This window comes from Gilliamella sp. Lep-s35, from assembly GCF_009795845.1.
In the GTDB taxonomy this organism is placed as follows: Bacteria; Pseudomonadota; Gammaproteobacteria; order Enterobacterales; family Orbaceae; genus Gilliamella.
Map to the genome: position 1 here is coordinate 43,740 of NZ_WTEX01000015.1, position 15,239 is coordinate 58,978.

The window sequence follows — 15,239 nt, forward strand, 5'->3', positions numbered from 1 at the left end:
GTGACATTTTGGATAGTCTAACCATTGCGTTAGATGCTATGAGCGGGGACTTAGGTCCTCGCGTTGTTGTTCCTGCTGCAATACAAGCACTAAATTGTTATCCAAATCTTTCTATTTTTCTGGTGGGTGATCCAACAGAAATTGGTCTTTTTTTGTCAAAAGAAAATACAAAGCTTATTTCTCAGTATAAAGAAAATGGGCGTTTAATTTTGATCGAATCAACGACCGTTATTACTAATGATATGAAGCCTTCTTACGCAATTCGTCATAGTCAAGGATCATCAATGAGAATAGCACTTGAACTAGTTAAAGATAACAGTGTTCAAGCTTGTGTGAGTGCTGGTAATACCGGTGCACTGATGGGACTTTCTAAATTACTTTTACACTCTTTAACAGGCATTGATCGTCCTGCTTTAGTTGCCACTATTCCAGCCTTAAATAATCAAAATACAGTTGTGTTGGATTTAGGAGCGAATGCCCAATGTGATAGTGATATGCTTGTGCAATTTGCCATAATGGGGCAAATTTTAGCTAAGACCGTGCTTAAAATTGAACATCCTCGGGTTGCATTACTTAATATTGGTGAAGAAGATATTAAAGGGTTGGATAAAATACGTGCGGCTGCGTCTATTTTAAAATCGAATGATCAAATTAATTATATTGGCTATTTAGAAGGTAATGAGCTTCTAACTGGTAAAACGGATGTATTAGTCTGTGATGGTTTTGTTGGTAATGTGACGTTAAAAACAGTAGAAGGATTAGTTAAAATTTTTATGTCTTCATTTAAGTCATCCTTTGGTCACAATTCATTATTAATGAAACTATTGAGCAAATGGTTACAAAGAAAAGTGTCAAAAAATTTTGGTTATTTAGACCCCGGAAGATATAATGGAGCTTGTTTGCTTGGACTCAAAAGTATTGTGATTAAAAGTCACGGTAGTGCCAATCAAAAATCATTTTTTGCAGCAATTGAACAAGCTATTTTAGCGATACAAACGAATATACCTGAGAAGATTGCAAAGCGCCTTTCTTCCGCACTACCCAAGAGCGAATAATTAGATGTATACAAAGATATTAGGAACAGGGAGTTATCTTCCAAAACAGATAAGAACTAATGCCGATCTTGAAAAAATGGTTGATACCAGCGATGAATGGATCACAACGCGTACAGGCATTAAAGAAAGACGCATTGCATCTCCTGATGAGACTGTAACTAGCATGGCTTATCAAGCAGCAATTAATGCCATTGAGATGGCAAATGTCGATAAGAATGATATTGGTATGATTATTGTTGCAACAGCCACTTCAGTCAATGCATTTCCAAGCAGCGCAACAGAATTACAAGCCAAATTGGGTATTGGTGATGTTGTTGCTTTTGATGTGGCCGCCGCTTGTTCGGGATTTGTTTACGCACTAGATATTGCTGATAAATATGTTAAAAGCGGTGCGATTAAATATGCTTTGGTTGTTGGTTCTGATATGTTAACTCGTGGTGTCGATCCAAATGACAGGGGAACCATCATTATTTTTGGTGATGGCGCTGGAGCTGTTGTCGTTGGTGCATCAGAAGAGCCGGGTATTATCGCTTCACATCTTCATGCTGATGGTCGTTATGGTGAGTTATTAAAATATCCATATGTTGATCGTCGTGATATGCATGATCCTGTTTATATGACCATGCATGGTAATGAAGTATTTAAGATTGCAGTTAAAGAACTTTCAAATTTGGTTGATGAACTTTTAACTGAAAATGCGTTCAACAAAGCGGATTTAGATTGGCTAGTACCGCACCAAGCTAATTTAAGAATTATTTCTGCAACGGCAAGGCGTCTAGATATGGATATGAGCAAAGTAATTGTTACATTAGATAAACAGGGTAACACTTCAGCAGCTTCTGTTCCGTGTGCCTTAGATGCAGGTGTGCGAGATGGGCGAATTCAACGAGGTCATCTAATTTTATTAGAGGCTTTTGGTGGTGGGTTTGTTTGGGGATCTGCGCTAGTTAGATTTTAATTTATGCTTTAATTTTTATGATCAAGGATTTAATAATGACCAAATTTGCAATGGTATTTCCAGGACAAGGCTCACAAGCTGTCGGTATGTTAAAAGAGCTTGCCGATGATTTTCCTATTGTGAAATCAACATTTGATGAAGCCTCTGAAGTGCTTGGTTACAATTTGTGGGATTTAGTACAACAAGGTCCAGTAGAAGAACTAAATAAAACGTGGCAAACACAGCCAGCGCTACTTGCTTCATCTGTTGCAATATTTAAAGTATGGCAAAGTGTTAATGGTGCTCAACCCGATTTTATGGCGGGGCATAGTTTAGGTGAGTATTCTGCATTGGTTTGTGCCGGTGTGATTGATTTTAAAGATGCCATTAAATTGGTTGAGTTACGAGGTAAATTAATGCAAGAAGCAGTACCAAGCGGTACTGGAGCTATGTATGCTATCATTGGCCTTGATAACGATTCTATTCGCAATGCCTGTGAGCAAGCCGCTCAAGGTCAAGTTGTTGCGCCTGTAAATTTTAATTCACCAGGGCAAGTTGTGATTGCGGGCGATAAAGAAGCAGTTGAACGTGCTGGTGTATTATGTAAAGAGGTTGGCGCAAAGCGAGCATTACCTCTTGCGGTTAGTGTACCTTCTCATTGTGCATTAATGAAACCTGCTGCAGATAAATTAGCCAATACACTAAATAATATTGAATTTAGTGAACCAAAGTTTGCGGTTATCAATAATGTTGATGTAAACGTTGAAACATCTGCAGAAAAAATTAAAGCAGCATTAATTGCTCAACTTTATAGTCCTGTGCGTTGGACTGAAACTGTAGAATATATGGAAAAACAAGATATAACACTTTTAGTTGAAATGGGCCCAGGTAAAGTATTAACTGGCTTAACTAAACGTATTGTTGATACACTTTCTGGTATTGCGGTTAATGATAAAGTATCATTAGAAGCGGCATTAGAAAATACAAAGTAAAAATAAAGAGGTAGTTATGAATCTATCAGGAAAAATTGCTTTAGTTACTGGTGCAAGTCGTGGTATTGGTAAAGCTATTGCAGAAAAGCTCGTTGCTTGTGGTGCAACTGTTATCGGTACAGCAACCACAGAAAAAGGCGCTGAGGCTATTAGCCAATATTTAGGCTCAAATGGTAAAGGTTTAGCCTTAAATGTGACAGATGAAACATCAATCGAATCTGTGATTAATGCAATAAAAACAAAATTTGGTGATATTGATATTCTTGTCAATAATGCAGGTATTACCCGCGATAATTTATTAATGAGAATGAAAGAAGATGAATGGCAAGATATTTTAGATACCAATTTAACGTCTGTGTTCCGTTTATCTAAAGCATTAATACGCACAATGATGAAAAAACGTTATGGCAGAATTGTGACTATTGGTTCAGTAGTTGGTACAATGGGAAATGCTGGTCAAGCTAATTATGCAGCGGCTAAAGCTGGATTAATTGGATTTAGTAAATCATTAGCACGTGAAGTTGCATCAAGAGGCATTACGGTTAATGTTGTTGCGCCAGGTTTTATTGCAACCGATATGACTGATGCACTAACTGATGAGCAAAAAGCCCTGACTCTATCCCAAGTTCCTGTTGGTCGTTTAGGTGAACCTGCAGAAATTGCTAATGCTGTAGCATTTTTGGTTTCAGATGAGGCATCTTACATTACAGGCGAAACTTTACATGTCAATGGTGGTATGTATATGGTGTAATTGGCTAGAATAGTGTAAAATGAGCCAATATTTTGATGTTTTGAGTAAAAAATAAGCAGTTGGGTTGAAAAGTGATTGGCATCTTTTTCAACATTTTATAAACTTACATTCACCGCCACTTTCGGCGATTTTTATAGGAAAAAAAAGAGTATGAGCACTATTGAAGAGCGAGTTAAGAAAATTATTGTTGAGCGACTTGGCGTAAAAGAAGAAGAAGTTAAAAATGAATCTTCTTTCATTGAAGATCTTGGCGCTGACTCTCTTGATACAGTTGAATTAGTTATGGCTTTAGAAGAAGAATTTGATACTGAAATTCCTGATGAAGAAGCTGAAAAAATTACAACTGTTCAATCAGCAATAGATTATGTTACTGCAAATCAATAAGGTTAGCAGGGTTTTTTTATGATAGGCGGTCAGATGATCGCCTAGTTTATATTTGTGTTTTTAGTTTTTAAATAAAAATTAGTTTAAGCACGAATTATGATAAAACTCGAAATTAGCATTTCATTGATTCAAATTTCATTCCAATCCTTTCCTGGAGGACAATGTGTCTAAACGCAGAGTTGTTGTTACTGGAATGGGCATGATATCTCCTGTAGGTAATACAGTTGAATCCACTTGGCAGGCTTTACTTGCTGGGCAAAGTGGTGTTGAACTCATAGAACACTTTGATACAGCCCCTTTCGCAACGCGCTTCGCAGCAATGGTTAAAAACTTTAATAGCGAAGATTATAATATTTCACGCAAAGATGCGCGGAAAATGGATTACTTTATCCAATATGGTATTGCTGCGGGTATGCAAGCAATGCAAGATGCTGGTATTGAGATTACCGAAGAAAATGCAGAACGAATTGGTTGTGCTATAGGTTCTGGTATCGGTGGACTTGGGTTAATAGAAGAAAACCATAGTGCATTAGTTAATGGTGGACCGCGTAAAATTAGTCCGTTTTTTGTGCCATCAACTATTGTTAATATGATTGCTGGTCACTTATCTATTATTTATGGATTAAAAGGACCAAGTATTACTATTGCAACAGCATGTTCTTCTGGTGTGCATAATATTGGTCACGCAGCACGTATGATTGCTTATGGTGATGCCGATGCAATGCTAGCCGGTGGTGGTGAAAAAGCAAGTACTCCACTAGGTATTGGCGGTTTTGGTGCAGCGCGTGCTTTATCTACTAACAATGATAATCCTAAAGCAGCAAGTCGACCATGGGATAAAGATCGTGATGGTTTTGTTCTTGGTGATGGTGCAGGAATCATGTTTTTAGAAGAGTATGAGCATGCCAAAAAACGTGGTGCAAAAATTTATGCTGAAATTGTCGGTTTTGGTATGAGTGGTGATGCTTATCATATGACTTCTCCACCTGAAAATGGTAGTGGTGCTGCATTAGCGATGAAATGTGCAATTCGTGATGCAGGAATTACGCCTGAACAAGTAGGTTATATTAATGCTCATGGCACATCAACACCGGCTGGTGATAAAGCTGAAACTCAAGCTGTGAAGAGTATTTTCAAAGAAAATGCTAATAAAGTAATGGTGAGTTCAACTAAATCTATGATTGGTCACTTACTTGGGGCTGCTGGTGCAGTTGAGTCAATATTCACTGTTCTTGCATTACGTGATCAAGCTGTTCCGCCGACAATTAATCTTGATAATCCTGATGAGGGCTGTGATCTTGATTATGTACCGCATACTGCCCGCCAAGTTAAGGGTTTAGAATATGCACTGTGTAACTCATTTGGTTTCGGTGGAACTAATGGTTCGGTGTTATTTAAGAAAATCTAATTTTTCGTTATCCGTCGATAATATCTTATCGGCGGAATATCTTTGATATAGGCATGTTCATTTATCAAAATAGCAATAGATCCTACCTTTTGTTTTTTTTATTCAATTAAATTTTACCATTAAAGAGATAAAGATATTTCTACTGTCTATGTTATAATCCCGTATAAATTTTTAAGCATAATCATTTCTGGTAATTATGGCGGAACCTAAATTTATTCATCTTCATTTGCATAGTGATTTCTCAATGGTTGATGGAATTGCTAAAGTTGGCACATTAGTAAATGAAGTGAGCAAGTTACAGATGCCAGCTTTTGCAATCACCGATTTTACTAATCTTTGTGGGCTAGTTAAGTTTTACAGTTCAGCAATGTCAAAAGGTATCAAGCCTATCATTGGAGCCGATCTCGCTATTAGAAGTTCTCAATTGCCTGATGATATTTATCGTCTAACTCTGTTAGCTGCTAATAATCAGGGATATCAAAATCTTACTTTATTGATTTCGAAAGCCTATCAGCGAGGATACATTGGAGATTTGCCTATAGTTGATAATGAGTGGTTAATTGAGCATCAAGAAGGATTAATTGTATTAGCTGGGCGAGAAAGCGATATTGGTATAGGTATTGTTCGCAATAACCAAACTATTATTGATCATGCTATTAATTTTTACCTTGAAAATTTTAATGGGCATTTTTATTTTGAATTAGTACGCACTAAACGTGCTAATGAAGAGTTGTTCATTCATGGTGCTATAAAGCTTGCTGAACAATATTTATTACCTGTTGTTGCAACTAATGACGTTCGGTTTTTAAAGTCTTCTGATTTTGAAGCTCACGAGATTCGAGTTGCGATTCATGATGGGAATACTCTTGATGACCCTTCACGACCCAAAAATTACTCGGCAGATCAATATTTACGTTCTGAACAGGAAATGTGTGAGCTATTTTCTGATATTCCTGAGGCGCTTGAAAATAGTGTTGAAATAGCAAAACGATGTAATGTGTCTATTCGGCTAGGTGAATATTTTTTACCTAAATTTCCGACAGGCGATATGACTACTGAAGACTTTTTAGTTTATAAGTCGCGTCAAGGGTTAGAAGAAAGGTTAGAGTTTTTATTTCCAGATCCTGAAATTAGAAAACGAAAAAGGCCAGAATATGATGAGCGTTTAGAAACGGAATTAACTGTTATTAATCAAATGGGCTTTCCAGGTTACTTTCTAATTGTAATGGAGTTTATTCAATGGTCAAAAGATAATGATATTCCTGTCGGACCAGGGCGTGGTTCAGGGGCTGGTTCTCTCGTTGCATATGCATTAAAAATTACCGATTTAGATCCATTAGCATTTGATCTACTTTTTGAACGTTTTTTAAATCCTGAACGTGTTTCAATGCCCGATTTTGACGTCGATTTTTGTATGGAGAAACGCGATCTGGTTATCGAACATGTTGCCGATATGTATGGAAGAGATGCTGTATCTCAAATTATTACTTTCGGAACTATGGCTGCCAAAGCGGTAATTCGCGATGTTGGTAGAGTCCTTGGGCATCCTTATGGGTTTGTTGATCGTATTGCGAAATTAATACCATTAGATCCTGGAATGACTTTAGCTAAAGCTTTTGAAGTTGAACCTCAACTTCAAAATTTATATGATAATAATGAAGAAGTTAAATCATTAATTGATATTGCTCGGCAATTAGAAGGCGTAACTCGAAATGCTGGTAAGCATGCTGGAGGGGTTGTAATTTCTCCAACTAAGATTACAGACTTTTCGCCAATTTATTGTGATCCAGAAGGTCATCATCCTGTTACTCAATTTGATAAAAATGATGTTGAATATGCAGGACTTGTGAAGTTTGACTTTTTAGGGTTAAGAACATTAACCATTATTGATTGGGCAATCAAAATGATTAATGAACGCCGACTACAAGAAGGTAAGGAAAAAGTTGATATAACTCGAATCCCCTTAGATGATGAAAGCTCCTTCGAATTATTATTAAAAGCTGAAACTACAGCAGTATTCCAACTTGAATCTCGGGGGATGAAAGATTTAATAAGGCGTTTAAAACCTGACTGTTTTGAGGATATGATTGCTTTAGTGGCGTTATTTCGCCCAGGACCGTTACAATCAGGTATGGTTGATAACTTTATTGACAGAAAACATGGCCGCGAAGAAGTTTCTTACCCTGATATTAAATATCAGCATGAATCATTAAAACCTATTTTAGAACCCACTTACGGTATTATTTTATACCAAGAACAGGTTATGCAAATTGCACAAACCCTATCGGGTTATACACTAGGCGGAGCTGATTTATTACGTCGAGCTATGGGAAAGAAAAAACCCGAAGAGATGGCAAAACAGCGTTCTGTTTTTAAAGAGGGGGCAGAAAAGCAGGGCATTGATGGCGAGCTTTCAATGCGAATATTTGATTTAGTTGAAAAATTTGCCGGTTATGGTTTTAATAAATCCCATTCAGCAGCTTATGCGCTTGTTTCCTATCAAACGTTATGGTTAAAGACTCACTTTCCAGCTGAATTTATGGCAGCTGTTATGACCGCCGATATGGATAATACTGATAAAATTGTTGGTTTAGTTGATGAATGTTTAAGGATGGGGTTAAAAGTTAATCCTCCTGATATTAATAGTGGCCTTTATCACTTTCATGTAAATGATAAAGGTGAAATTGTTTACGGCATTGGTGCTATAAAAGGTGTCGGAGAAGGGCCTATTGAGGCGATTGTCGAAGCTCGTAATAGTGGTGGTTATTTTAAGAATATTTTCGAACTTTGTGCTCGAACAGATATGAAAAAGATCAACCGCCGTGTACTTGAAAAACTTACTATGGCAGGGGCATTTGATAAATTAGGTCCTCATAGAGCAGCTATTTTACATAGCATTAATGATGCCATGCAAGCTGCTGATCAATATGCTAGAGCACAAAATATTGGTCAAGAAGATATGTTTGGTGTCTTGGCTGAAGAGCCCGAACAAGTTGAACACGCTTATGCCGCGGTTCCTGAGTTACCTGAGCAGGTTTTACTTGATGGTGAACGTGAAGCTTTAGGGCTTTATTTGACAGGGCATCCTGTAACCCAATATTTAAAAGAATTAAATCGTTATACAGGTGGGCTACGAATAAGTGAAGCATCTCCTACCGGGTGGGGTAAATTAGCAACCTTTGCAGGTATTGTTGTCGATGCAAGAATAAGAGTTACTAAAAAAGGTAATAAAATTGGTTTATTTACTTTAGATGATCGCTCTGGTCGTATTGATGGCATGTTGTTTTCCGATTCCTTAGATAAATTTGGGCATTTATTAGTAAAAGATAGAATCCTTATTGCTTCAGGTCAAGTTAGCAATGATGATTTTAATGGCGGATTTAAAATGTCTGTGCGAGATCTTGTTGATTTGAAAGATGCTCGTGCTAAATATGTAAAAGGATTATCCATTACTTTAACTGAGAATGAAACAAATCAAACAATATTACAGCGATTACAACAGTTATTTGAACCTTACATGAATGGAAGTGTGTCAGTTAATTTATATTATCACCGGGATGATTCGGTTGTTAGAATACAATTTGGCACAAGGTGGCGAGTTATCCCAGAAGATTCTTTGATTGTTGAATTAAAAACTCTACTTGGTATTGACCGCGTCGAATTTGAGTTTGAATAAATAAAGCTTCATTTTAGTAATGTAGATGACTAGATTTTGGAAAAGTGCAGTCTATTGATATAAATATAGGTGACTTTAATGAGTATTACATAGTAGAATTGGCTTAATTTTATCTTAAGAATTAATCCGTATACTATGTTAGATAGTGTATTTTTAAAAATACCGAATAAATTAAGAGGCAATTACAAGCGTTATGAACAATTTTTTGGAATTTGAAAAGCCGATAGCGGAATTAGAAGCAAAAATTAATTCCTTAAAGAATATTGATTCGCAACAAGTTGAATTAGATATTAATTTAGATAAAGAGATCAAGCAATTACATAAAAAAAGCCGTGAATTAACAAAAAAAATATTTGCCAATTTAACGCCTTGGGAAATTGCACAACTAGCTAGACATCCAAATCGACCTTATACATTGGATTATATAAAGGAAATTTTTACTGATTTTGATGAATTAGCCGGTGATAGAGCTTATGCTGATGATAAAGCAATTGTTGGTGGGATAGCGCGGATTGATGGACGGACTGTGGTGGTTATTGGTCATCAAAAAGGTCGAGAAACAAAACAGAAAATTTATCGTAATTTTGGTATGCCTGCTCCAGAAGGGTATCGTAAAGCTTTACGACTAATGCAATTAGCGGAGCGTTTTAAATTACCAATTATTACTTTTATTGATACTCCAGGCGCTTATCCTGGTATTGGTGCGGAAGAGCGAGGTCAAGCAGAAGCGATTGCCCGTAATTTAAGAGAGATGTCACGCCTTAATGTACCAACTATTTGCACAGTAATTGGTGAAGGTGGATCTGGGGGAGCACTAGCTATTGGTGTCGCAGATAAAGTTAATATGCTTCAATATAGTACTTATTCTGTCATTTCGCCTGAAGGTTGTGCTTCAATTTTATGGAAAAGTGCGGATAAAGCATCAGTTGCAGCCGAAGCAATGAATATGACTGCAGATAAATTATTAAAACTAAATCTTATTGATTCAATCGTGCCTGAGCCACTTGGTGGAGCCCACCGTGATTATGCAACCGTATCAACTTCACTCAAAACGCAACTACTTAGTGATCTTGATGAACTTGAAAGTATGGATTTATCTGTACTACTAGAAAGAAGATTTCAACGTTTGATGAACTATGGTTACGTAAGGTAATTTTAAATTTGGAATATTATAATGAAAAAATCGACAGGCTTACTACGTATCCTTAAAGCAGCAAAATATTCTTTAAAAGGTTTAAAATCAGCGATAAAATATGAAACTGCATTTCGCCAAGAGTTAATTCTATTAGTTGTGGCTTATGTTATTGTAATGCTAGTCGATTTTTCTATTTATGAACGTATTTTATTACTTGGTTCAATTGGAGTTGTGATGATTACTGAGCTAATAAATAGTGCAATTGAGTGTGTAGTTGATCGCATTGGTTCTGAAAGACACGATTTATCAGGCCGAGCAAAGGATTATGGCTCGGCTGCTGTATTTTTGTCGTTATTATTAACTGTTATCTTGTGGATTTATCTATTTTCTTGTCACTTTTCATCATAATTTTATATTTAAACGTAGCTTTTTCTGAAAGTTTTTGACAATAGTTTAATGACCTAAAAACTATTCAGGAACTAACTCTCTAATGATGAAATTTCCTGTTTTTTCAACGTTTAATGTTTTTTTTAGCCATGGCAAGATTGTACGCATTTGTTCGTGTAATTTCCATGGTGAGTTAATTACTATCATGCCTGAAGCTGTCATGCCTTTTTGATTATTATCAGGTTTTATTGCTAGCTCAAATTGTGAAATTCGCTTTATGCCTAAGTTAACAATATTATCAATCATTTTTTGAGTTTGTGTACGAGATACCACAGGATACCAAATTAAGTAAACACCTGTTGCAAAACGTTTATATGCTTCCAATAATGCTATAGGGATTTTTTGATAATCGTCTTTAATTTCATAAGAAGGATCAATCAATACTATTCCCCGACGAGATTGCGGAGGTAGCTTTGATTTTAATTGAGCAAAACCATCTTCACGTAAAACTTTAGTCCGTTTATCTTTACTAAATTCTTGTTTTAATAAAGGGTAATCTGTTGGGTGTAACTCGGTAAGGTTGAGCTTGTCTTGTTCACGTAATAATTGCTTGGCAATTAATGGTGAACCAGGATAATATTTTATTTCCTCAAAAGGATTATAACGTTTAAGTACCGAAATATAAGTATTGATTAATTCTGGAACATTAGATTGTTGCCATAACAAATTAATTCCAGATAGATATTCGCCTGTTTTTTCAGAATGTTCACTTTTCAATAAATATCGCCCTGCGCCTGAGTGTGTATCTAAATATAAAAAAGGCTTTTCCTTTTCTTTTAATGATTCAATGCATAGTGTTAATACTATATGTTTTAAGACATCTGCATGATTACCTGCATGGTAACTATGGCGGTAGCTTAACATTGGGAATTTACTCTCTTTTGTTCATTTTTTTGCATATAAAAGGTTATTAAGGCTAAGCAAAGAAGACAAGGGATTTCCATTAATTCTTCAATGAGATCTTTTCGCTCTTTTGTCATAACTAAAAATTCATGCCCAATACGGCGGTGTTCTGCAATATCAGCTATACCTAAGAATAGAAAAGCAAAGAATATATGCCAAAATGGTATTTTTTCGAATTTGTAGCGGCGAGCAATTTCTCGGCGAATTGTGGGTAAAAATATAGTTAGTATTGGGATCGCTATTAATATACTAGCAATGATTTTATAATAGAAACGAGGTACCTCAGGGAAAAAGTCTCGTCCCCAACTAATTCCTCGACCAAAAAGCATAAACCACCAGAAAATTGTCCAAATCCAAAACCTATAAAGTTCAGAATGTTCAGATACTTGTTTTGCATAATAATAGGTATAACAACACATAAATAATAAAAACAGTGATTGAATATGTTCGATAATGGTAACCGTTAGCCCATTATACAAAGGTATAAACCAATTTCCCGTAATATAAAAGATAATGCCAAGAGCAGTAATTAATAACGAACTTTTGTAAAAATGAAAATCTAACTTACACATATAATATCTCAGTATTAAATAGCACTTTTAAGTTTGAGTATAGTACCGCATTTACGACATAAATAACTAGTTTTATTATTTTGAATTTTGTTGTGTCTTATCGAAGTTAAGTGATGTTGTTGACAACTGCAGTAGTATAAATAAGTATTGCGTTGAACGGTAAAATGGTGAGTTGTTGCAGGGATTTTTCCTAATATTTCTGACATAATATATTGCCATTCTTTACCATGTGGTTTTACTTTGCCAAACTTTTTAAACACAATAAGATGAGCTAATTCGTGAGGCACCACTTCCTCAATAAATTGAGTACCATTATCTAGCAACATAATCGAATTAAGTTGAATTTCCCAACGTGTTAAAAAGGCACTACCAGCAATACTGCCTTTGGGTTTATAAATGATCTTAGGTTCTTTATATTGGGAATGTAGACGTTGATTGGCTTGCATTAAGTGAGTTCTTAGACAAGCCATAGTTTGATTATGTAAATAAATTGGTATGCGTTTATAATCCTGCTGCATCACGTAGTAGTGCCGCTTTATCAGTTTTTTCCCAAGGGAATATATCTCGACCAAAATGACCGTAACTTGCAGTTTGTTGATAGATCGGTTGAATTAGATCAAGCATTTGGATCAATCCATAAGGTCTTAAATCAAAGAATTCTTTAATAAGCGATACAATTTTATTGTGATGGATTTTTTCTGTGCCGAAAGTATTGACATAGATTGATGTAGGATTGGCAATACCAATTGCATAAGATATTTGTAATTCACATCTGTCAGCAAGTCCTGCAGCAACAATATTCTTTGCAACATAGCGTGCTGCATAAGCTGCTGAGCGGTCAACTTTTGAAGGATCTTTTCCAGAAAAGGCCCCACCACCATGATGAGCTGCTCCACCGTACGTATCGACAATGATTTTTCGTCCAGTTAGTCCACAGTCACCCATTGGCCCACCAATAACAAATCGCCCAGTTGGATTAATAAAGTATTTTGTTCTAGGTGTTAACCATTCGGCTGGCAATGTTGGCTTAATGATTTCTTCCATGACAGCTTCATGTAATATTTTTTGTTCAATACATTCTGAATGCTGAGTAGATAAAACGATTGTATCAACACCTTTTATCTGACCGTCTTGGTAAATTAACGTGACTTGGCTTTTTGCATCAGGTCTTAACCAAGGCAGTGTACCATTTTTTCTAACTTCTGCTTGGCGGCGCATTAAGTCATGAGCATAGCTTATAGCAGCTGGCATCAAATTGGGCATTTCATTTGTAGCATAACCAAACATAATACCTTGGTCACCAGCGCCTTGCTCTAGGGGATCATTTCGATCAACTCCTTGATTGATATCTGGAGATTGTTTGCCGATAGCATTAAGCACCGCACATGAATTTGCATCAAATCCCATTTCCGAACTGGTATAACCAATATCATTAATGGTTTTTCGAGTTAATTCTTCGATGTCTACCCAAGCTGAAGTAGTGATTTCACCGCCAACTAAGGCCATACCTGTTTTTACATATGTTTCGCAAGCAACACGCGCTTTGGGATCTTGTTTTAAAATTGCATCAAGCACGGCATCTGATATTTGATCGGCAATTTTATCTGGATGACCTTCTGAAACAGATTCAGAAGTAAATAGAAACTCTGACATAGAATACCTTCTTAACTTAATTCTTGCATAAGTATATTTATTTATTTTAGCAGTTTTACCGTCTAGACGTCTAGCCCATAATTTATAGAACTAAATACAACATTAGGTTGGGTAAAATACTTGCATTAATTTTTAATCAATTTACGATATGACGCGTTTATAATTTATTAATTAATGTTCTATAGCTAAAATGAATATCGTAAAACAACCGCCTTCAGTGTTAGTGTTTGATTCAGGTATTGGTGGTTTATCTGTTTATAATGAAATTTACAATAAAATACCTAATGCACACTATATCTATGTATTTGATAATGAAATGTTTCCTTATGGAGATAAATCCTCCGAGTTTTTAATTAATAGAGTTAATTCTGTCATTGAAGCAGTTACTAAATTTTATACAATTGATTTAGCAGTTATTGCTTGTAATACAGCTAGCACTATCTGTTTACCTAGTTTGCGCGCTAAATTTTCTTTTCCAATTATTGGCGTTGTACCAGCAATTAAACCAGCTAGCTTACTTACTAAAAATAAATGTATAGGATTATTAGCAACAAAAGCAACTGTTGAAAGAACTTATATAACCGATTTAATACAGCAGTTTGCCGCACACTGTACTGTTAAATTGTTAGGCTTATCAGAATTAGCACTCATAGCTGAAAATAAGTTACAAGGCATTACTGTAGATATGAAACAGTTAAAAGACTTAATGCAACCTTGGCTTGGGTTACAAACAATTCCTGATACAATAGTATTAGGTTGTACGCATTACCCTTTTATTAAAACAGAATTACAGATGCTTTTTCCTCAAGCGAGCTTAATCGATTCGGGTTATGCGATCGCAACAAGGGTCTATAATTTGCTAAATGATAAATATAAACTAAACAATATAATTCTTTCTACATCTGAAAATATTGTATTAAGCACAGTTTATACTCAGTCTGTAGAAAAGTTGGTTAAAAAATTATCTGATTATAATCTTAATAAATATCATACTATTAAAGTTTAGCGCGCTTAAAACTTATGCGACTGATTAAGTATCTGGACTTTTTTACTTGCCAAAAAAAAAGAAGGCCCTATAATGCGCACCCACTGACACGCAGTCAGCATAAAGCAGGCGGTGAATAAGGTCGGTAGGCAAGGTCAAAAATTTTCAAAAAAGATCTTGACGAATAAAAAAGGTTAGCGTAGTATACGCAACCCTTGAGACAGCGAAGTAAAACAACGAAATGTTGGGTTAGTTGAAAAGCTGTCAGCTCTTTAAAAAGAAGAAACAGACAATCTGTGTGGGCACTTGCGAGACAAAAGATAAAAGTCTACGGACTAAAA

14 protein-coding genes are annotated in these 15,239 nt (G+C 35.8%); 10 read left to right on the plus strand and 4 right to left on the minus strand.

The window, feature by feature from the left end; genetic code table 11:
- Positions 1 to 8 precede the first annotated feature (8 nt).
- The 9 genes from plsX (at position 9) to GQ590_RS08050 (ending at position 10,746) form a co-directional block, all read left to right on the plus strand.
- Positions 9 to 1,055 (plus strand): phosphate acyltransferase PlsX, encoded by a 1,047-nt coding sequence (plsX, locus tag GQ590_RS08010; RefSeq protein ID WP_160408044.1) that lies wholly within the window; start codon positions 9 to 11, stop codon positions 1,053 to 1,055.
- 4 nt (positions 1,056 to 1,059) lie between these two features.
- Positions 1,060 to 2,013 (plus strand): beta-ketoacyl-ACP synthase III, encoded by a 954-nt coding sequence (locus GQ590_RS08015; protein WP_160408043.1) that lies wholly within the window; start codon positions 1,060 to 1,062, stop codon positions 2,011 to 2,013.
- A 35-nt stretch (positions 2,014 to 2,048) separates the two neighbouring features.
- Positions 2,049 to 2,984: an ACP S-malonyltransferase gene (gene fabD, locus GQ590_RS08020; protein WP_160408041.1), complete on the plus strand. Its 936-nt coding sequence runs from the start codon at positions 2,049 to 2,051 to the stop codon at positions 2,982 to 2,984.
- 16 nt (positions 2,985 to 3,000) lie between these two features.
- The gene (fabG, locus tag GQ590_RS08025) at positions 3,001 to 3,735 is read left to right on the plus strand and encodes a 3-oxoacyl-ACP reductase FabG (RefSeq protein WP_160408039.1); all 735 of its coding nucleotides are present in this window, start codon (positions 3,001 to 3,003) and stop codon (positions 3,733 to 3,735) included.
- Between the two features lie 150 nt (positions 3,736 to 3,885).
- Positions 3,886 to 4,119 (plus strand): acyl carrier protein, encoded by a 234-nt coding sequence (gene acpP / locus GQ590_RS08030; RefSeq protein WP_160408037.1) that lies wholly within the window; start codon positions 3,886 to 3,888, stop codon positions 4,117 to 4,119.
- Positions 4,120 to 4,282: 163 nt separating this feature from the next.
- Positions 4,283 to 5,527, plus strand: a complete 1,245-nt coding sequence (gene fabF / locus GQ590_RS08035) for a beta-ketoacyl-ACP synthase II (protein ID WP_160408035.1) — start codon at positions 4,283 to 4,285, stop codon at positions 5,525 to 5,527.
- A gap of 196 nt (positions 5,528 to 5,723) precedes the next feature.
- The gene (gene dnaE / locus GQ590_RS08040; protein WP_160408033.1) at positions 5,724 to 9,203 is read left to right on the plus strand and encodes a DNA polymerase III subunit alpha; all 3,480 of its coding nucleotides are present in this window, start codon (positions 5,724 to 5,726) and stop codon (positions 9,201 to 9,203) included.
- A gap of 193 nt (positions 9,204 to 9,396) precedes the next feature.
- Complete coding sequence (gene accA, locus GQ590_RS08045) at positions 9,397 to 10,356, plus strand: acetyl-CoA carboxylase carboxyl transferase subunit alpha (protein ID WP_160408031.1); 960 nt, start codon at positions 9,397 to 9,399, stop codon at positions 10,354 to 10,356.
- Between the two features lie 21 nt (positions 10,357 to 10,377).
- Entirely contained in the window at positions 10,378 to 10,746 is a 369-nt protein-coding gene (locus tag GQ590_RS08050) for a diacylglycerol kinase (protein ID WP_160408028.1), read from the plus strand.
- Between the two features lie 60 nt (positions 10,747 to 10,806).
- Here GQ590_RS08050 and GQ590_RS08055 read toward each other — a convergent pair whose 3' ends face one another.
- Genes GQ590_RS08055 through metK form a run of 4 tightly spaced genes read right to left on the minus strand, consistent with a single transcriptional unit; the run spans position 10,807 to position 13,913 of the window.
- Entirely contained in the window at positions 10,807 to 11,649 is an 843-nt protein-coding gene (locus GQ590_RS08055) for a 23S rRNA (adenine(2030)-N(6))-methyltransferase RlmJ (protein ID WP_160408027.1), read from the minus strand.
- Positions 11,643 to 12,260 carry a hypothetical protein gene (locus tag GQ590_RS08060; protein ID WP_160408026.1) on the minus strand — a complete coding sequence of 206 codons (618 nt, stop codon included), beginning with the start codon at positions 12,258 to 12,260 and terminating at the stop codon, positions 11,643 to 11,645. The genes GQ590_RS08055 and GQ590_RS08060 overlap by 7 nt, the downstream gene beginning before the upstream one ends.
- 14 nt (positions 12,261 to 12,274) lie before the next feature.
- On the minus strand, positions 12,275 to 12,778 hold the full coding sequence (locus GQ590_RS08065; protein ID WP_160408024.1) for a SprT family zinc-dependent metalloprotease: 504 nt from the start codon (positions 12,776 to 12,778) through the stop codon (positions 12,275 to 12,277).
- A complete protein-coding gene (gene metK, locus GQ590_RS08070) occupies positions 12,762 to 13,913 on the minus strand; it encodes a methionine adenosyltransferase (protein WP_160408023.1) in 1,152 nt (383 codons plus the stop codon). Before metK ends, GQ590_RS08065 begins: the two co-directional genes overlap by 17 nt.
- Before the next feature lie 190 nt (positions 13,914 to 14,103).
- Here metK and murI point away from each other — a divergent pair, with 190 nt between their 5' ends.
- Positions 14,104 to 14,919 (plus strand): glutamate racemase, encoded by an 816-nt coding sequence (murI, locus tag GQ590_RS08075; protein ID WP_160408021.1) that lies wholly within the window; start codon positions 14,104 to 14,106, stop codon positions 14,917 to 14,919.
- The last annotated feature ends 320 nt before the right edge of the window (positions 14,920 to 15,239 follow it).